The 18,822-nt window shown below is 65.9% G+C and carries 20 protein-coding genes; 13 read left to right on the top strand and 7 right to left on the bottom strand.

Going from position 1 to position 18,822, the window contains the following annotated elements:
- Positions 1-11: 11 nt before the first annotated feature.
- The 10 genes from VH569_RS28050 to VH569_RS28005 all read left to right on the top strand — a co-directional run bounded on the left by VH569_RS28050 (position 12) and on the right by VH569_RS28005 (position 8,716).
- Complete coding sequence (locus VH569_RS28050) at positions 12-977, top strand: permease (RefSeq protein ID WP_423319732.1); 966 nt, start codon at positions 12-14, stop codon at positions 975-977.
- 21 nt (positions 978-998) lie between these two features.
- Positions 999-1,235: a thioredoxin family protein gene (locus VH569_RS28045; RefSeq protein WP_423319730.1), complete on the top strand. Its 237-nt coding sequence runs from the start codon at positions 999-1,001 to the stop codon at positions 1,233-1,235.
- A 174-nt stretch (positions 1,236-1,409) separates the two neighbouring features.
- On the top strand, positions 1,410-1,559 hold the full coding sequence (locus tag VH569_RS28040) for a hypothetical protein (protein ID WP_423319728.1): 150 nt from the start codon (positions 1,410-1,412) through the stop codon (positions 1,557-1,559).
- A gap of 75 nt (positions 1,560-1,634) precedes the next feature.
- Positions 1,635-1,979, top strand: coding sequence for a hypothetical protein (locus tag VH569_RS28035; RefSeq protein ID WP_423319726.1), 345 nt, complete (start codon positions 1,635-1,637; stop codon positions 1,977-1,979).
- A gap of 148 nt (positions 1,980-2,127) precedes the next feature.
- Positions 2,128-2,397: a hypothetical protein gene (locus VH569_RS28030; RefSeq protein WP_423319724.1), complete on the top strand. Its 270-nt coding sequence runs from the start codon at positions 2,128-2,130 to the stop codon at positions 2,395-2,397.
- A 94-nt stretch (positions 2,398-2,491) separates the two neighbouring features.
- On the top strand, positions 2,492-3,679 hold the full coding sequence (locus VH569_RS28025) for a thiolase family protein (RefSeq protein WP_423319722.1): 1,188 nt from the start codon (positions 2,492-2,494) through the stop codon (positions 3,677-3,679).
- A gap of 560 nt (positions 3,680-4,239) precedes the next feature.
- Positions 4,240-4,797: a 2-oxoacid:acceptor oxidoreductase family protein gene (locus VH569_RS28020; RefSeq protein WP_423319720.1), complete on the top strand. Its 558-nt coding sequence runs from the start codon at positions 4,240-4,242 to the stop codon at positions 4,795-4,797.
- A gap of 18 nt (positions 4,798-4,815) precedes the next feature.
- Positions 4,816-6,063 (top strand): pyruvate ferredoxin oxidoreductase, encoded by a 1,248-nt coding sequence (porA, locus tag VH569_RS28015; RefSeq protein ID WP_423319718.1) that lies wholly within the window; start codon positions 4,816-4,818, stop codon positions 6,061-6,063.
- An 11-nt stretch (positions 6,064-6,074) separates the two neighbouring features.
- Positions 6,075-7,082 carry a thiamine pyrophosphate-dependent enzyme gene (locus VH569_RS28010; protein WP_423319716.1) on the top strand — a complete coding sequence of 336 codons (1,008 nt, stop codon included), beginning with the start codon at positions 6,075-6,077 and terminating at the stop codon, positions 7,080-7,082.
- Entirely contained in the window at positions 7,082-8,716 is a 1,635-nt protein-coding gene (locus tag VH569_RS28005) for an NAD(P)-binding protein (RefSeq protein ID WP_423319714.1), read from the top strand. Before VH569_RS28010 ends, VH569_RS28005 begins: the two co-directional genes overlap by 1 nt.
- Before the next feature lie 42 nt (positions 8,717-8,758).
- Here VH569_RS28005 and arsH read toward each other — a convergent pair whose 3' ends face one another.
- The 5 genes from arsH to VH569_RS27980 are packed head-to-tail and all read right to left on the bottom strand — an operon-like array spanning position 8,759 to position 11,957.
- Entirely contained in the window at positions 8,759-9,520 is a 762-nt protein-coding gene (gene arsH / locus VH569_RS28000; protein WP_423319713.1) for an arsenical resistance protein ArsH, read from the bottom strand.
- Positions 9,513-10,586, bottom strand: a complete 1,074-nt coding sequence (arsB, locus tag VH569_RS27995; protein ID WP_423319711.1) for an ACR3 family arsenite efflux transporter — start codon at positions 10,584-10,586, stop codon at positions 9,513-9,515. The genes arsH and arsB overlap by 8 nt, the downstream gene beginning before the upstream one ends.
- Positions 10,587-10,598: 12 nt before the next feature.
- On the bottom strand, positions 10,599-11,033 hold the full coding sequence (arsC, locus tag VH569_RS27990; protein ID WP_423319710.1) for an arsenate reductase (glutaredoxin): 435 nt from the start codon (positions 11,031-11,033) through the stop codon (positions 10,599-10,601).
- On the bottom strand, positions 11,030-11,548 hold the full coding sequence (locus VH569_RS27985; protein WP_423319709.1) for an arsenate reductase ArsC: 519 nt from the start codon (positions 11,546-11,548) through the stop codon (positions 11,030-11,032). Before VH569_RS27985 ends, arsC begins: the two co-directional genes overlap by 4 nt.
- 52 nt (positions 11,549-11,600) lie before the next feature.
- Positions 11,601-11,957, bottom strand: a complete 357-nt coding sequence (locus VH569_RS27980) for an ArsR/SmtB family transcription factor (protein WP_372395598.1) — start codon at positions 11,955-11,957, stop codon at positions 11,601-11,603.
- 744 nt (positions 11,958-12,701) lie between these two features.
- Here VH569_RS27980 and VH569_RS27975 point away from each other — a divergent pair.
- The 3 genes from VH569_RS27975 (at position 12,702) to VH569_RS27965 (ending at position 15,769) form a co-directional block, all read left to right on the top strand.
- Complete coding sequence (locus tag VH569_RS27975; protein ID WP_423319706.1) at positions 12,702-14,549, top strand: methyl-accepting chemotaxis protein; 1,848 nt, start codon at positions 12,702-12,704, stop codon at positions 14,547-14,549.
- A gap of 201 nt (positions 14,550-14,750) precedes the next feature.
- Complete coding sequence (locus VH569_RS27970; RefSeq protein WP_423319704.1) at positions 14,751-15,071, top strand: hypothetical protein; 321 nt, start codon at positions 14,751-14,753, stop codon at positions 15,069-15,071.
- 365 nt (positions 15,072-15,436) lie between these two features.
- On the top strand, positions 15,437-15,769 hold the full coding sequence (locus VH569_RS27965; protein WP_423319702.1) for an ArsR/SmtB family transcription factor: 333 nt from the start codon (positions 15,437-15,439) through the stop codon (positions 15,767-15,769).
- On the opposite strand, the gene VH569_RS27960 is transcribed toward VH569_RS27965, so the two are convergent.
- On the bottom strand, positions 15,754-16,992 hold the full coding sequence (locus VH569_RS27960; RefSeq protein WP_423319700.1) for an MFS transporter: 1,239 nt from the start codon (positions 16,990-16,992) through the stop codon (positions 15,754-15,756). The genes VH569_RS27965 and VH569_RS27960 overlap by 16 nt on opposite strands.
- Positions 16,989-18,428, bottom strand: a complete 1,440-nt coding sequence (locus VH569_RS27955; protein WP_423319698.1) for an NAD(P)-binding domain-containing protein — start codon at positions 18,426-18,428, stop codon at positions 16,989-16,991. Before VH569_RS27955 ends, VH569_RS27960 begins: the two co-directional genes overlap by 4 nt.
- Positions 18,429-18,822 lie beyond the last annotated feature (394 nt).

Below are 18,822 nucleotides of genomic sequence, written 5' to 3'. Positions count from 1 at the left end.
AGGAGGCTGACATGTTCGAGGTTTTTACCCTGCTCGCCGACTGGGCAACCTACCGGCTTTTCAGTCTGACGCCGGGCACCAAACTGGCCGACGCGGTCCATTTCTTCATTGAAGACACCTCGAAGATCTTCGTGCTTTTGGTCCTCATCGTCTTCGTGATGGGGCTGTTCCGCACGCTGCTATCGCCGGAGAAGGTCCGCGGCTACATCGAAGGCAAATCGCGTGGCGTCGGTTACGTGCTGGCCGTCGTGCTCGGTGCCGTGACGCCCTTCTGCTCCTGCTCGTCGGTGCCGCTGTTCATCGGCTTCCTGGAGGGCGGCATTCCGGTCGGCGTCACCATGGCCTTCCTCATCACCTCGCCCCTGGTGAACGAGGTGGCGGTCGTCATCCTCGCCTCCATCATGGGCTGGAAGCTGACGGCAGTCTATGTCGCCTCCGGGATGGGTATTGGCATCATCGGCGGGGTGTTGATCGACCGACTGCGCATGGAACGCTATGTCGAGGAATACGTCTGGAAGATCCGCATGGGCGCCGTCGCGCGGATCGAGACCGACACCTCTCTCGGCAGCCGCATCCGATATGCGTGGGGCGAGGTGACCGACATCGTCGGGCGCATCTGGCTCTACGTGATCGTCGGCATCGGCCTCGGCGCCGCCCTGCATGGCTACGTCCCTCAGGAACTGTTTGCGGAATACGCCTCGGCAGACAACCCGTTCGCCGTCCCTGTGGCGGTGCTGATGGGGCTGCCGCTCTACTCGAACGCCACCGGGGTCATTCCGGTGGCCGAGGCCCTGCTCGCCAAGGCAGTTCCCATCGGCACGGTGATCGCCTTCATGATGAGCGTAGTCGCCATCTCCCCGCCCGAGTTCATCATGCTCCGCAAGGTGCTCAAGGTCCCGATGCTGGCCTTCTTCGGCGGCTTCCTGACCATCGCGTTCATCCTGGTGGGCTATCTGCTCAACACCCTTTTTGCGTGATCCCCGAAAAAGGAGGACATCATGAAGACCGTCAAGGTGCTTGGTTCCGGCTGCAAGAACTGCGTGACCACTGCCAAGCTGATCGAAGAGAAGGCCGCCGCATTGGGGGTCGCGGTCCAGGTGGAGAAGGTCACCGACATCGCCGCGATCATGGGCTACGGCGTGATGAGCACGCCGGGCGTGGTCGTCGACGAGAAGCTCGTCCATGCGGGCGGCATCCCCAAGCCGGAGGCGGTCGAGAAATGGTTGGCGGCGTAATCCTCAAGCATTCGGTTCGAACCCAGCGACGAGATGCCCATAGCAGTGTCGCCCATGCCAAGGAAGCCGAGATCATCCTGAATACTAAACGCTCGGGGCGCCCCGACGCCGTCAATCCGGCGGAACAGTTCCGGGTCACTGTTGCACGGCGTTCGGCAGGACAAACGGTCGAACATGGTGAAGGTCGAGTACGAACTCGTCCTGGATACCGACGAACCGGATCGGCGCCTAGAGTTCATTCACGAGAACGTCCGTAGATATGGCACGATCTCCAACACGGTGTCTGCGGCGCTGGAATTGACCGGCGTCCTCCGCTGCACTTGAGCCCGGTCACAACACTGGCGTTCAAGCCGCTTTCCTTCGGGAACGGCGGTGAATGGGGGCGCCAAGGAGGATACGATGACGAAGCTCGTGATCCACATCTTTCACGACGACCCGACATCTCTTGCCTTCGCAGGGGATCTCGCCGAACGGGTCCGCCAAGTCAAAGCGGAACGGGGCGTCGATCTCGAAGTGTACGTCTCCGGACCAGCGCGGCAGGCTCTCCTCAACCCTGCATTCACCGCGTTCAATGACCGGATCGAAGTGCTGACGTGTGACGGAATTCCCGTTGGCGCCTGCCTCAGCACGGTGGGTGCCCAGGATGCTGCGGACGCGCTGAAGGCCCGAGGTCTGCGTGATGAGGACGCCCGCGATGCCTTCGTGCGATTTGCACTCGAGGGGGCCACCGTCGTTAGTTTCTAGCCAACCTGACGAAACCGAAAGTAAGTACTGCGGCAATTCCGAGATAACTTGATCTGTCTCAAGGTGTCACACCGTATCGCCGAGCACCGTCTAGGACAGTACCGACATCTGGGGCGAGCTGCCGATGCTGTCATCAAGGGAGGCAGCCATGCATATCGACCTGGAAATTCTTGAAGCTAAGGCCAGAGCGGCGAAGGCGGCTTGGCCAAGCGCATGGCGCGTCACCCGGGACTGTTCGGTCGCCCAAGTTGACGATGATGGTCAAGGCTTCGTGTGGACGGTTAGCCCGGCCGACGAGGTGGTAAGTGGAGCCGGACGATCCGGGTGCGGCATGCCGAAGGCCATCGCCGAATATATGGCGGCGAGCGACCCGGAGACCGTGCTCATGCTCATCCACACGATCAAGGCGTGGCGCTAGACACGCGGCGGCCCGCCTTCGCCAGGTCCGACAAACGAAGGGAGCGAGCCCTCTCGGTTCGGCCCCAGAATCCCCTCAGGGAAGGAGGAATACCATGGCGCATCGAGACGTGGTCATCTGCAACGCCGTCCGCACGGCGATCGGCACGTTCGGCGGCACTCTCAAGGCGACACCGGCGCCCGAGCTCGGCGCGGCCGCCATCAGGGCAGTCCTGGCCCGCTCGGGCTTGAAGGGCAGCGACATCGACACGGTGGTCATGGGAAACGTCATCCAGGCCGGGGTCCGGATGAATCCGGCCCGGCAGGCGGCGATCCAAGGGGGCTTGCCCGTCGAGGTGCCCGCGATGACCGTCAACCGCGTGTGCGGCTCCGGCGCCCAGGCCATCTCCTCGGCGGCCCAGGACGTCATGCTGGGGTTTGTCGACAGCGCCATCGCCGGGGGCATGGAGAACATGGACCTGGCGCCATACCTCGCGCTCGGCGGCCGCTGGGGCTTTCGGATGGGAGACGCCAAGCTCGTCGATTCCATGCTCTACGACGGGCTGAACGACGCCTTCTCCGGCCAGCACTCCGGCTGGCACACCGAGGATCTCGTGAAGAAGATGGAGATCAGTCGCGCCGACCAGGACCGGTGGGCGGAGCGGTCGCAACAGCGTTTCGCCAAGGCGCAGGCCGCGGGCCTGTTCGACGCTGAGATCGTGCCCGTCGAGACCCCCGGCCGCAAGGGGGCAACCGTGTTCAACAAGGACGAGCATAACCGCCCGGAAACCACCTTGGAATCATTGGCCAAGCTGAAGCCCGCCTTCCGTCCGGATGGAACGATCACCGCGGGCAGCGCACCGGGCCTGAACAGTGGTGCCGCGGCGATGATCGTCGCCGACGCAGTCTGGGCTGAGACTCACGGGTTGCAACCGATGGCCCGGCTGGTCTCCTATGGTATCGGTGCGGTCGAGCCCGGCATGTTCGGCCTTGGCCCGGTTCCGGCCGTGCGCCAGGCACTCGAGCGCGCCGAGTGGACGCTCGGCGATATCGAGCGCATTGAGATCAACGAGGCGTTCGCCGCCATCACCCTGGCCGTGTTGCGTGACCTCGGTCTTCCCGAGGATGTCGTGAACGTCGAAGGCGGCGCCATCGCGCACGGACATCCGATCGGCGCGTCCGGCGCCGTGCTGACAACCCGCCTGCTGCACTCGATGCGCCGCGATGGGCTCCGGCGGGGTGTCGTGACCCTGTGCATCGGTGGCGGACAGGGCATCGCGTTGACCCTGGAGAGCACGGGCTGATCGTCAGCAATGATGGTGGGATGACCCAAGAAGGAACGCTATGACCAACGAAAAGCCATCAACTCCACTCCACAGCTTGGATCCCGAAAGCAAGCTGATGAATCCGGGCGACGCTGCACCGGAGGGGACACCGGGGACTGGCGAGGACGTTTGCCCGAAGTGTCACGGGACCGGCCAGATCGACAGCAGGCCGTGCACCAATTGCGGTGGGACCGGTTTCATCGTTGAGGCCATTGGCGGCGCCTGACCGGGACCGGGTACTCCGGATGGGGCAGCGGCCGTGCGGCTGTTGGCGACGGCTGCCCCATTGCCACATCGTCGATGCGGCCGAGAGACCAATCGGCGGATTGATTTGCCATGGTCGCGGCGCAGTGATTGTCGCCTAGGTTCTTGTGCCTCGTCATACAACAATTTGCCTGCTTTTGTGGTCATTTGAGAAACAGAGTGATCACCGTGTTCAGAGATGGATTCTTGCTCTGGATCAAGGATGGCGTCTCTGATCTTCCCTATACTTTCATAAAGCAGAATAAGAATCGCCCAACCTGGGGAGGTCTCGTCACATGTTCCAGGTGCGCATACACGGTCGTGGCGGACAGGGTGCGGTGACCGCCGCCGAAATGCTCTCGGTCGCCGCGTTCAAGGAAGCGCGCCACGCCCAGGCTTTTCCCAGCTTCGGGTCTGAGCGGACGGGCGCTCCCGTTGTTTCCTTCTGCCGGATCGCCGACACGGAAATCCGCACTCGTGAGCCGGTCTCCGTGCCCGACGGGCTGATCGTGCTGGACCCGACGCTCTTCCATACCGTGGACATCTTTCAGGGACTGCCGGAGACGGGCTACGTGCTGATAAACTCCTCACGCACCTTCGAGGAGTTGCACATCGCCGATTTCATGAAGCGCTTCCCGCCCGGACACACGCACTGTGTTCCGGCGACCGAGTTGGCCCGCCAGCACGTCGGCCGCCCTTTGCCCAACGCTGCCCTGCTGGGCGGCTTCGCCGCCATCACTGGCCAGATCCGCATCGAGTCCGTGCTGGCCGCCATCCGCGAGACCTTCCCCGGCGCCGTTGGAGAAGCGAACGCCAAGGCGGCCGTCGCCGCCTACGAACACTGCCTCGCCTGATCCGGGAGGGGACTTGCCATGCTGAAGCAAATCGAAGGCAGCCGGGCGATGGCCGAGGCTATCGGGCTTTGCCGCCCCGAGGTCATTTGCGCCTACCCCATCACGCCACAGACCCACATCGTCGAAGGGCTGAGCGAGATGGTCCGCGATGGGCATCTGACCGGTTGCGAGTTCATCAATGTCGAGTCCGAGTTCGCGGCGCTGTCGGTTGCCATTGGCGCCTCCGCGGCGGGGGCGCGCGCCTACACCGCCACCTCCAGCCAGGGCCTGCTGTTCATGATGGAGGCGGTCTACAACGCCTCCGGCCTCGGCCTGCCGATCGTGATGACACTCGGCAACCGGGCGATCGGTGCACCGATCAACATCTGGAACGACCATTCCGACGCCATGGCGGTGCGCGACGCCGGTTGGATCATGCTCTTCGCCGAGACCAACCAGGAGGCCGTGGACCTGCACGTCCAGGCGTTCAAGCTGGCTGAGGAGTTGGGCTGCCCGGTGATGGTCAACGTCGACGGCTTCATCCTGACCCACGCGGTCGAGCGCGTCGACCTTCCCAGTCAGGAGCAGGTGGACGCCTTCCTGCCGCCGTTCGAGCCGGTGCAGGCGATCGACCCCGCCGCCCCCATCTCCATCGGTGCCATGGTCGGGCCGGACGCCTTCATGGAGGTGCGCTACCTCGCCCACCACAAGCAGATGCGGGCCCTGGACCGGATCCCTGCTCTGGCGGCTGAGTTCAAGGCGGTCTTCGGGCGCGAGTCCGGCGGGCTGGTGCGCCCCTACCGCACCGAGGCCGCCGAGACGATCGTCGTCGCCCTAGGTTCGGTGATCGGCACGATCAAGGACATGGTGGACGCGATGCGCGCCGATGGCCACAAGGTGGGCGCGCTCTCGATCTGCGCCTTCCGCCCCTTCCCCCTGGAGGAGGTGCGCGCGGCCCTGTATGATACCCACCGCGTCGTGGTGCTGGAGAAGGCCCTGGCGGTGGGCATGGGCGGCATTCTCGCCTCGCACGTCCGCATGGCGCTCCGCGGGCACGGCACGCACGTCTACACGCTCATTGCCGGTCTGGGCGGGCGGCCCATCACCCAGGCGTCGCTCACCCGCTTCATCCACACGGTGGAAGGTGAACCGCACGCCGACGTGCACTTCCTCGACCTCAAGCATGACGTGATCGAGGCCGAACTGGCCCGCGCCGCCGAGACGCGCCGCGCTGGTCCCATCGCCGAGAACGTGCTGCGCCGGGTCACCTCCGGCGGTTTGCTGTAAGGGAGGACACGATGACCCAGACCGTCAAGTTCTACCAGACCGGCACACTGACGGTTGGTAACCGCCTGTTGGACGAGGCCAGACGCACCGTCCAGTCTTCGATCGACCGCTCCAACGCGCTGACCAGCGGACACCGCGCCTGCCAGGGCTGCGGCGAGGCGCTGGGCGCGCGCTACGCCATCGACGCGGCGATGCGCGCCACTCAGGGCAACCTTGTCTGTGTCAACGCGACTGGTTGCCTGGAGGTGTTCACCACGCCCTACCCGGAAACCTCCTGGCAGGTTCCGTGGCTCCACTCGCTGTTCGGCAACGCCGCCGCGGTGGCCGCCGGGGTGGCCGCGGCGATGCGCGTCAAAGGCAAGCCCAACGTCCGTGTGGTGGCCCAAGGCGGCGACGGCGGCACCACCGACATCGGCTTCGGCTGCCTGTCCGGCATGTTCGAGCGCAACGATGACGTGCTGTACATCTGCTACGACAACGAAGGTTACATGAACACGGGCGTGCAGCGCTCCTCCGCCACGCCCCCGGCGGCGCGCACCGCCACCACGCCAGCGGTGGGCGAGGCGCCGGGCAACGTCTTTGGCACCGGCAAGAACGTGCCGCGGATCGCCATGGCGCACAACATCCCCTATGTCGCCACCGCCTCGGTCGCCGATCTCCACGACCTCGAGGCCAAAGTGACCAAGGCCATGGGCATCCATGGAGCGCGCTACATCCACATCATGGTCCCGTGCCCGCTCGGTTGGGGCTCGGCGAGCCATGACACCGTCAAGCTGGCGCGGCTAGCTGTGGAATGCGGGCTGTTCCCGCTGTTCGAGGCGGAGCACGGCGAGGTCACCGCCTCGCGTCCCATCCGGCGCAAGGTGCCGGTGACGGACTACCTGAAGCCGCAAAAGCGGTTCGCCCATCTTTTCAACCCCGACAACCCGAACGGTGGCGAGGCGATCGCCCGGCTTCAAGCCATGGCCAACGCCAACATGCGTCGTTACGATTTGCTCCGTGACGAGGAGGCCGTGTGATGAAGAAACCTCCCTTCGCCATCACACTCGATGTCGGCTCATCGCTCGCCAACCACACCGGGTCCTGGCGCACGCTGAAGCCGGTCTATGGCGACCACCTGCCACCCTGCAACAACCAGTGCCCGGCCGGTGAAAACATCCAGGGCTGGCTCTTCCACGCCGAAGGCGGCGATTATCGCGCCGCGTGGGAGAAGCTGGTCGAGGAGAACCCGCTGCCCGCCATCATGGGGCGCGCCTGCTATCACACTTGCGAGAACGCCTGCAACCGCGCCCGGCTCGACCAGCCAGTCAGCATCCACGCGGTCGAACGTTTCCTCGGCGACCTGGCCATTCGTGAGGAGTGGCGGGTGCCGGTTACGGCGGCCCGGTCCGGCAAGAGGGTGCTGGTGATCGGCGCGGGCCCGTCGGGCCTGTCCGCCGCCTATCACCTCACGCGCCTGGGCCACAGCGTGGACTTGGTGGATGCCGGTCCCAAGCCCGGTGGCATGATGCGCTTCGGCATCCCCAAATACCGCCTCCCGCGCGAGGTGCTGGACGCCGAGGTGCAGCGCATCCTCGACATGGGCGTGACGCTGACCCTCGACACCAAGATCGAGAACATCCCCAAAGCAATGGCGGACGGCGGCTACGACGCCTGCTTCGCCGCCATCGGCGCGCACTTGGCCAAGCGGGTGGACATCCCCGTTGTTTCAGCCGGGCGCATCCTGGACGCCGTGTCCGTCCTGCGCTCGATGGAGACGGCCGATGAGCCGCCGAAGCTGGGCCGCCGTGTGGTGGTCTACGGCGGCGGCAACACCGCGATCGACGTGGCCCGCACCGCCAAGCGCCTCGGTGCCGAAGAGGCGCTGATCGTCTACCGCCGCACGCGCGAGATGATGCCCGCCCACGCCTTCGAGGTCGAGGAGGCGCTGGAGGAAGGTGTCGTCATGCGTTGGCTCTCCACCATCAAGACCATGGACGAGGGCACGCTGACGGTGGAGAAGATGGTCCTCGGCCCTGATGGCTGGCCCCAACCGACCGGTGAGTTCGAAGCCATTGAGGGCGATACGCTGATCCTCGCCCTGGGGCAGGCCGTCGACACATCGGTCATCACGAACGTCCCTGGGGTGGCCGTCAATAAGGACCACACCATTGCCGTCGGCCCCGATTTCCAGACCGGCCATCCCGGCCTGTTCTGCGGTGGCGACATGGTCCCAGCCGAGCGCACGGTAACGGTGGCCATCGGCCACGGCAAGAACGCCGCCCGCCACATCGACGCCTATCTGCGCGGCACCCGGTACGAACCCGCGCCCAAGCACACCCTGGCGACCTTCGAGCGGCTGAACACCTGGTACTACACGGACGCGCCACGCACCGTGCAGCCGGTGCTCAACGACCTGCGCCGCCGCACCACCTTTGACGAAGTCACGGGCGGCCTGGATGAAAGCAACGCACTGTTCGAGGCCCGTCGATGCCTCAGCTGCGGCAACTGCTTCGAATGCGACAACTGCTTCGGTGTGTGTCCCGACAATGCCGTGGTGAAGCTCGGCTCCGGCAACCGATTCCGTTTCAACTACGACTTTTGCAAGGGCTGTGGCCTGTGCGCCACCGAATGCCCCTGTGGCGCGATCGACATGGTCGAGGAGGAGATCTAGGGCGCGCCATAGGAACAAGCCAACGACGGCGAAATCGAACCGCTACGCCTTCTTCTCGCCGCTCATCGCGGCCGCCGCAAGGGCCTGCGCCTCGGTTTCTGCCTTTTGCCCGGCCTCGCGGCGCTCGCTGTAGCGGTCGGTCAGGTAGTCGCTGCGGTCGCGCACCAGCAGGGTGAACTTGACTAGCTCCTCCATCACGTCCACCACGCGGTCGTAATAGGGCGACGGCTTCATCCGCCCGGCCTCGTCGAACTCCTGGAACGCCTTGGCCACCGACGACTGGTTCGGGATGGTCACCATCCGCATCCAGCGGCCCAGCACCCGCATCGCGTTGACCGCGTTGAAGGATTGCGAGCCGCCAGAGACCTGCATCACCGCCAGCGTCCGCCCCTGTGTCGGCCGGACGCCGCCGCTTTCCAGCGGCAGCCAGTCGATCTGGCATTTCAGGATGCCGGTGATGGTGCCGTGGCGTTCCGGGCTGACCCACACCTGACCTTCCGACCATTGCGACAGGGCGCGCAGCTCCGCCACCTTGGGATGGTCGGCCGGCACGCTGTCCGGCAGCGGCAGGTCGCGCGGGTCGAAGATGCGCGTCTCGGCACCCATGCGCTGGAGCAGACGGGCGGCTTCCTCGGCCAGGAAGCGGCTGTAGGACCGCTCGCGCAGCGAGCCGTAGAGCAGCAGGATGCGCGGCGGGTGGGCCGACGGCCGCTCCGGTGTCAGCCTGTCGAGCTCGGGCACATCGAAATAAGGCTCGTCCAGGCTTGGCAAGGAGTCGCGTCCGGTCGTCTCGATGTCATGCATGGGTGCGTCCCTCGTACCAGGGCTTGGTCGCCTTGACGATCTTCACCACCGACAGCATCACCGGCACCTCGACCAGCACGCCGACCACGGTGGCAAGCGCGGCACCCGACCCGAGGCCGAACAGGCTGATGGCGGCGGCGACCGCCAGCTCGAAGAAGTTGGAGGCGCCGATCAACGCCGCCGGCGCCGCAACGCACCACGCCACCCCGAAGCGCCGCGACAGCCAGTAGGCCAGCCCGGCGTTGAAATAGACCTGGATCAGGATCGGCACCGCCAGCAGCAGGATGACCAGCGGCTGCGCCAGGATCTGCTCGCCCTGGAAGCCGAACAGCAGCACCAGAGTGGTCAGCAGCGCCACCAGCGAGACCGGCTGGATGAGGTCCAGGGTACGCTTCAGAGCGGCCTCGCCGCCAGTCGCCAGCAGGCTGCGGCGCCAGAGCTGGGCGGCGACCACGGGGATGACGATGTAGAGCAGCACCGACAGCAGCAGCGTGTCCCACGGCACGGTGATCGACGCGACGCCCAGCAGCAGCCCGACCAGCGGCGCGAAGGCGAAGACCATGATGATGTCGTTCAGCGCCACCTGGCTCAGCGTGTAGTGCGGCTCGCCCTCGCACAGGTTCGACCAGACGAAGACCATGGCGGTGCAGGGGGCGGCGGCCAGCAGGATCAGCCCGGCGATGTAGGAGGAAATCTGGTCCTGCGGCAGCAGCGGGGCGAACAGGTTGCCGATGAACAGCGTGCCCAGCAGCGCCATCGAGAAGGGCTTGACCGCCCAGTTGATGAACAGCGTCACCCCGACGCCGCGCCAGTGCTCCTTGACCTGCCCCAGCGCGCCGAGGTCGATCTTCAGCAGCATCGGCACGATCATCAGCCAGATCAGCACCGCCACCGGCAGGTTGACCTTGGCGACCTCCGCCGCGGCGATGGCCTGGAAGACGCCGGGCACCAGATGGCCGAGCGCGATGCCGGCGACGATGCACAGGGCGACCCAGACGCTGAGATAGCGCTCGAAAAGCCCCATGGCGGGGCGGGCCGCCGGAGCGGCGTGGATGTCAGCGGTCATGATGCGTGTCCGTCAGGAGGCTTTGCCGATGCGCTGTCCGGCGGCGTCAACGACCTGCTCGCCATCTTCCTTGGCGAAGGCGCCGCGCTGGGCATCGGGGAGGATGTCGAGAACCGCTTCGGACGGGCGGCACAGCCGCACGCCGAGCGGCGTCACCACGATCGGCCGGTTGATCAGGATCGGGTGCGCCATCATGGCGTCGAGCAGCCGGTCGTTGCTCAACGACGGGTCGCCGAGCCCGAGTTCGGCAAAGGGCGTGCCCTTCTCGCGCAGCACGGCGCGCACCGGCACGCCCATGCGGCGGATCAGGCCGGCCAGCTCGTCGCGCGTCGGCGGCGTCTTCAGATACTCGATCACCGTCGGCTCGACGCCGCTGTTGCGGATCAGCGCCAGCGTGTTGCGCGAGGTGCCGCAATCCGGGTTGTGATAGATGGTGACCGACGTCATCGCGCCGCCTCCGGAGTGGCGGACGCTTTCCCCATATCGTCGAGCTTGCGCTTCAGCGCCAGACGGTCAAGCGAGGCGATTGGCAGGCTGACGAAGGCCTGGATACGGCGCTGGATTTGGCCGAACACCGTGGCGGTGAAGGCGGCCTTCTCCGCGTCGCTGCCCTGGGCACTGGACGGGTCGGGGAAGCCCCAGTGCGCCGTCATCGGCTGTCCCGGCCACACCGGGCAGACCTCGCCGGCGGCGTTGTCGCAGACGGTGAAGACGAAATCCATGTGCGGAGCGCCGGGGGCGGCGAACTCGTCCCAGGTCTTGGAGCGCAGCTCGGCGGTCGGAAATCCGAGCCGCTCCAGCAGGTCATGGACATGGGGGTTGATGCGCCCGGACGGCTGGCTGCCGGCGCTGAAGCCGCGGAAGCGGCCCTTGCCATCCCGGTTCAGCAGGCATTCCGCCATGACGCTGCGGGCGCTGTTGTGGGTGCACAGGAACAGGACGTTGTAGACGCGGTCGGTCATCGCGGGATTGCCTTTCCTGGCCGCGGAGAGGCGCGGCGGTTGGGGTCGGGTCTCAGGCGTCGTGGTCGCAACCGTCGGGACCACACAGAACGGCCTGAGTCAGGTCGGCGGAGCAGAGTTCGGGGCGGCCCTGGCAGCAGTCCTCCATCAGGAAGGCGATCAGCCGGCGGGTGCCCTCATAGTCGGAGGCGTAAAAGATCTGCCGCTGCACCCGCCAGGAGCGGAGCAGGCCGGCGCGTTCCAGCGTCGCCAGATGATGGGACAGGGTGGAGGCGGGAACCCCCACCTGCTGGGCGACCTCGCCGGCCGTCAGCCCGTTCGGCCCTACCGTGATCAGCAGGCGGAACACGGCAAGGCGGGTTTCCTGGGCGAGGGCGGCGAAGGCGTCGATGGCAGTCTTATTTTCCATGTTTCTACCCTAGTCGAAATATAAATGTGAAGCAAGCGGCATGCGTCCCCACGCCATTCCCTCCCGGAAACCCGAGGAAGCAATGGTTACTGCGCCGTTCGCGCTGTTGCCAACCCCATCACTCATCCGGAAAGCTGACCGTTCGGTACGTCGACTATACTGGAAGCATGTCAACCCGGTTCCCGGCTGGAGGGAAGCCGCCAGCGGAGCCGGTCCGGACTGGGCACATCCTCGATAGGAGGAGGTTCGCATGTCTCGCCGGACGACGCCTGGGGGGGGTGAGCGCACCAGCTGGGCCCGCCGGTCGTTCCTGGGAGGTCTTTGTGCCTCCGGCATCATCGCCGCCGGCCGGCGCCTTGGGCTTCGTCGGATGCCGGACCGCTCCGGTTCGGTCTGCCCCCGATCTTCCTCGACTCCGGCGTCCACCTGCTCGCGGTCCTCGAACGCTACCTGTCCGCCCGGCCGGAACGCCCGGTTCGACTGACCAAGCGGCGAACCGACCAAGAGACAGCGACGCTGCTGGTGATCGGACAGCTGGATGCCGGAGGGCAGCCCGCCGAGCGTGGCCACGTACCGACGATTATCATCGTGGCGTCAAACAACCGTCACGTTGCGACGGTACATTTCGATAACGGTCGCAGGATCGAATTAAATCGGCTCTATCCAGCGGCTGCCTCAGGTTTTGTGTCTTTCCAGCCCCTTTCGCGCCAAGCACCGTGGAACTCCTCAAAAGGAAAATCGGCTATGAGCCAGGAGACGTCCCTCAACGTCGCCGAGACAAATGCCAGTTCGATTGGCGGTGACGAGCGGCCTTCGAGGGGCCCCTTCAAAGTCCAGTTGCCTTTGGTCATACCCAAGCACTTCCTGCCGAACTCGCTACGCAGCCGATTCCTTCTGTTTGCAACCCTCATGATCGCTCTGGTGCTGCTGCAGGGGGGCTTGAGCTGGATCACCGCGGAACGCAGTCACGACATGGGCGCCGCCACCGGTCATTCCATGGCAGCCTTGACCAACGACCTTGAACTCCTGCGCACGATCAAGGACATGCAGGTTCTGTCCCTGGCGCTGCAAAACAAAGTCGCGACGTCCGCGTCCGATGAGATCAACAATGCAAAGATCGATGTCAAGAAGATCGCCACCGACTATCTCGCTGCACATGCGGGATTGGCGAAAATAGCCACCGAGCGGGGCATGACGACTCTGGGGGGAATTGACGACGTCGAACAACGTATCAAGGTCGCAAAGGATTCTTTCGAAAGCCTGCTGGCCCGGTCCTTGAAGGGGATCGAGGACGTCAGCCAACGCAAGGGTGTTGTTCCCCAGGATCTGATGCTTGAAATCAGCGCGCGGGTCGACGGGCTGTTCGAACATCTCGACCGCATGGCGGAGGGGGTCAAACTTCTGGCGACCCAGGACAGGCAGACGCTGTCCGAAACGGTGGAAAGCAATGACGAGATCACCACCGGTCTGGCAGGTGTGATGATGACCGCCGCCGCGATCGGTGCCCTCGGCTGTGCCGCGGTCACGCTCTTCGTCCTGCGCGGGATCCTCCGCCCGCTTGCAACGCTCACCAGCACCACGGCCTTTTTGGCCAATGGGAAGCTGGACACGCCTGTGCCGGAGTTCCGGGCCAGGGAGCTGGGAGAAATCGCCGCCGCGCTTCGGATCTTCCGCGACAACCTGATCGAGACAGGGCGACTGAAGGCCGAGCGCGAGGAACAGGAAGCCTACGCCGACGCGGAACGGACCCGCATGATGTCGGACCTGGCTCTGGCGTTCGAACTCAGCGTCGCCGGCGTCGTCGAGAACGTATCCTCGGCGGTCACCCAACTGAGGTCGACCGCAGAGTCCTTTTCCCAAGTGGCGGAAGACGCGACGCAGCAGGCGACGTCCGTTGCCGACGCTTCCGATCTGGCCGCCGGGAACGTCTCGGCGGTCGCTGCCGCGGCCGAGGAATTGTCGGCGTCCATCCGCGTGATCGGCGAGCGCGTTGGCCATGCTGCCCGAATTGCCGATCGCGCGGTGATTCAGGCTGAACAGACCAACGAGATCGTCGCCAGCCTGGGTGCTGCCGCCAGTCGCATCGACGCGGTGGTCAAGATGATCTCCGACATCGCGGGCCAGACCAATCTTCTGGCCCTTAACGCCACCATCGAGGCGGCCCGCGCCGGGGAGGCGGGCAAAGGCTTCGCTGTGGTTGCCGGCGAGGTCAAGTCGCTGGCCAGCCAGACGGCCCGGGCGACGGCGGATATCGGTGAGCAGATCGCTTCGGTGCAGAAGGCCAGCCAGGAGGCAATCGGCGCGATCCGGGCGATCGGGCAGACAATCGCTCACATCAGCGAGATTTCCTCCGACGTCGCTGCCGCCGTCGAACAGCAGGGAGGGGCGACCGCGGACATATCGCGCAACATCCAGCATGCCGCCACGGGAACCCAGAAGGTCACTTCCCACATCGGGGGCGTTACGGTGGCGACGCGCGAAGTCGGGACGCATGCCTCCAACGTGCTGGGAGCAGCATCGGGATTGACGGCCCAGTCCGATCGGCTGCGGACGGAGGTCGACCAGTTCATCGCCAAGGTGAAGAGAGGGTGACCCTCTGCGTGCAGGCCGCGACCGCGGCCGAAATCGCACAATGCCTATCGCTGGCGGCAACCCGGGTGACTGCCGTTTCACGCAGCAACCCGTCCAGATGGGGGAATGGGAGAAGGCGGAGGCCTGCGCCCATTTCCACCGGCCCGGACAACCCTGCGGATACTCCGTGCTCTTGAAGCTCATCCCCTGGGCACCCGGCGCATGGCCGATTGCCGGCAGCGCTGCCAGCGGACACAGATACCGGTCGACCAGTTCGCCGCCGGTCGGCAGGTCATCCAGCGGCGGTTTCCGCCAGCCGCTGCCCTCCAGCAACGCCCGGGCAGCCTTGTCGATGTCGTAGCGCCACGGGGAGAACATGCGCAGCATCGCCACCTCGTGCGCACCATCGACGCGGTCATCATCACCATCCCCGCAACTATCCAGGATCAGACGGCGACTATGGCGGAGATCGCACGGCACATGGCCGGTGCAGCGACCCGGGTCACCGCGGTTGGACGCAGCATCGGCACCGTGGTGCGGTAGGCCACGCAGACGGGGGCCGCCACCAGCCAGGTGCTTTCGGCTTCGGAAGGTCTCTCCCACCAGGCGGCGCAGTTGCAGGACGCTGTCAGCGAATTCCTCGCTCATGTCCGCACCGGATGAGGCCGCCGGCCCCCCTCCAACCGCAGACCCGTGAACGCGCCCATCCCTCCTCGTTCCCGACCACCATCGTGACCCTCGCCGCGGTTGGCCGGCACGGATGGGCGCGGCTGCCGCGACTTGGCGATGCGACAAGACGCCAAATGCTTCGATAGTTCTGGAACTGGTGATCCGATCGGCCCATTTTCCGGTGAGGAGGGGCGCTGCCGGTCGCTCCTGCCGATGCGCTGTTGCGAGTGACGATGCCGATGGATGTGACCACTGCCGCCCGCTGCTTCGCCGAGCTTGGCCACCCGACCCGCTTGGCGATCTACCAACGTCTGGTGCAAGCCGGCGACGGCGGGATGACCGTTGGCGCCATCGGCGAAGAGCTGGCTGTGCCAGCCTCCACCCTGTCCCACCACCTCAAGCAACTGGTGAGCGTGGGGTTGATCGAGCAGGTGCGGGAGGGCCGCATCCTGCATTGCCGTCCGCTCTACCCGCAGATGGACGGGTTGGTCCGTTTCCTCACCGAGCAGTGCTGCACACGGCCGGCTGTACCGGAACAGGAGGCAGCCCTCGATGCTCAGATTTGCTGCTGAGCGTCAGACACCTGAGACCGTGCGGCCACGGTGAAGCTGACCAGCACCACGAGGGATGCCGCAATCACGGCAACGATCACGGGACTGTAGGATCCGTCCCACTGCCACAGCATGGCCGCCAATGCAGGCGCGAAGGCCCGCACCAGCGCCGTCGGCACGGTCAGGATCCCGTTGATCGCCCCATAGGCGGATCGGGTGAGCATTTCCGGCACCGCCGCTCCCCGAATGATGGTCATCACCCCGTTGGCAGCTCCGTAGAGCAGGGCGAAGCCGATCAGCAGCGGCGTGCTGTGCCCGGCCAGGAGCAGCAGGGTGAAGGCCACAGGCAACGCTGCGGCGGTGGCGGTACCGATCTCGCGAATGGAGGCGGTTCGGGCGACGGCGGCAATGGCGATGCGGCCGGCGACCTGCGCCGGGCCGATCAGGGCCATCGCCGACACGACGGCGGCCGTTGGCAGGCCACGCTCGATCAGCAGCGGGTAGAGGTGGAAGCTCATGCCGGAGAAGATGGCGTAATAGACGGTGAAGGCGACACCGAGGCCCCAGAACGCCGTCTGGCGCACCGCCCAGCGGACGACGGTGCGGTCATCCATTGACGGCGATGCTCCGGACGCTTGGCTGCGCCGACGGTCGATGACCGACAGATGCAGGGGAACGCACAAGGCGAGGTTCATCAGGGCCAGCACTTCCAGCGTACCGCGCCAGCCGAAGCGGTCGAGCAGCAGTTGGGTCAGCGGAATGAACACGGTGCTGGCGAAGCCGCCCCACAAGGTGAGCGCGGTGATTCCGCGCCGGGCATCGGCGCCGTAGCGTCGCGCGACGACCGCGAAGGCCGGTTCATACAGCGTCATCGACTGGACCAGCCCGAGGGCGGCGAAGACGGGAATCAGCGACCAGTCACCGGGCGTTGTCGACCACAGCCAGAGCAGGACGGCGGCCAGAAGCGAGCCGGCCGCCATCACGACCCGACCATGGCCCCGGTCAATGGCGGCACCGACCGGCACGGCGGTCAGGCCCGCGCATCCGAGCGCCAGCGACGCCAGAAGGTAGACTTGTGTCCGGCTCCAGCCGAGGTCGGTTGCCATGGGTTCGGCCAGCAGCGGGAAGCTGTAGATCAGCGACCCCCACGAGACGATCTGCCCCACTCCAAGGCCGGAGATGAACGCTTTGGAGGAAGGGAGCGCCGGTTCCGGCGCTCCTTCCCGCAGAGCCTGGCGGCTCACGACGCCGGCGATCCGCAGCAGCGATCGGAGGCACGCACGATGGCTGGAACCGGGTCGGCGGTGGTCGCGTCCCCACAGCCACACCCAGCCTGGCCGGCGTCCTTGGCCACCGCGTCGGCACTGCAGCAGGCATCGCTCGGCGTTGGAGCCAGTCCACCACAGCCGCCGCCGCCTCCGGCGTTGCCGGCCGGTGCTTGCAGGTCGGTGCTGCAGACCCCGGTTTCCGGCAGATCGAGTTGGACGTCGAAGGCTGCCTCCGTGTCGCCGGCGAGAAATGCGGCGATAGAGCGGACCTGCTCGTAGCCGGTTGCCATCAGGAAGGTCGGAGCCCGGCCATAGCTCTTGACGCCAACAGTGAAAAAGCCCGCCTCTGGGTGGGTCAGTTCCCGCACCCCATGCGGCCTGACCGTGCCGCAGCTGTGCAGATTGGGGTCGATCAGCGGCCCAAGGGCTTCGGCGCATTCCAGCCAGGGATCAAGGCGCAGGCGCAGTTCGCGCAACGGAGTGAGATCCGGTCGCTGACCGGTGGCGCCGATGATCTCATCCACCCCCTTGATGCGGCGACCCGACTGATCGAGGACGGTCAGGCGACCGCCGTCGGCCGCGACCGAAGCGACGCGGAAGCCAAGGATGAGCTCGATAGCACCACTTTCCTGCAGATGGCGCAGGGCCGTACCCAATGCGCCGCGTGCCTGCAGCGCGTCGGCGTCGCCGCCGCCGAACGCCCGGCGCAGATCGGTACCACGCACGGCCCAAACGATGCTGGTGCCTGGTGCCTGCCGGGCCAGTGTGGCGAGATCGAGCAGCGCGTTGGCGGCCGAATGACCGGAGCCGACGACGAGCACCCGCTTGCCGGCATAGCGCGGGCGCTCGGCTTCCGACACGTCGGGAATGCCGTAGGCGATGCGGTCGGCATGGGCGACCTCGCCGAGCGCCGGCAGGCCGTTCGCCCCCAAGGGATTCGGCGTGCTCCAGGTGCCGGAGGCATCGAGAACGGCACTTGCCTGAAGCTCGATCTCGCCGTCCGGGGTCGTGACCCGCAGGACGAACGGTGCGGCCTCCCGACCAGTGGTCTTGACCTTGTCGAAGCCCAGCCGGCTGACCGCTGTCACACGATGCTTCAGGCGCAGGCGCGTGGAGATCGCCGGCAGCGCCGCCAGCGGACGCAGATAGCGGTCGACCAATTCGCCGCCGGTCGGCAGTTCATCCAGTGGCGGTTCCCGCCAGCCGCTGGCCTCCAGCAATGCCCGGGCGGCCTTGTCGATGTTGTAACGCCACGGGGAGAACAGCCGCACGTGCGACCACTCGCGCATATGGGCGGCGATGTCGGAGGCTGCTTCCAGCACCAGCGGCTCAAGGCCGCGGTCGAGAAGGTGGGCGGCGGCGGCTAAGCCCACCGGGCCGGCGCCGATCACGATGATGGGAGGGGACGTCATCTCCGGACCTCCAGGCAATTGAATGGGGATTGCGCGGACAGGCGCACTCGCAAGACCATAATTCGACAAAACCAGAAATATCGTACCTTTAGAGCTGGGTCAAAATATATTTCCAGCTTCATCGAAATATCCGGGATTGAAACCGAGCCGGCCGCTGGATCGATGGGGCTGTGGCGCCTCGCGGCTGCAGGGCTTGGTCACGAGGCCGGAAACCTCCCTTGCCCCGCATCATCAGGGTGCTGGCCGGGATTATGCCCCAGGGTTGGCGGGTGTAGCGCAAACCGTTGATCAGGCATAGGATTTGGGTGCTGAAGCCAATCCTCGCCATATCCGGAGCGCCCACCCGCCATGGTTGATCCTACGCTGCCGTTGCCCGGCTTGTCACCCGTTGCCG

Source organism: Azospirillum sp. 11R-A (assembly GCF_049472615.1).
Classification (GTDB): domain Bacteria; phylum Pseudomonadota; class Alphaproteobacteria; order Azospirillales; family Azospirillaceae; genus Azospirillum; species Azospirillum palustre.
This window is presented reverse-complemented; position numbering and strand designations above follow the sequence as displayed.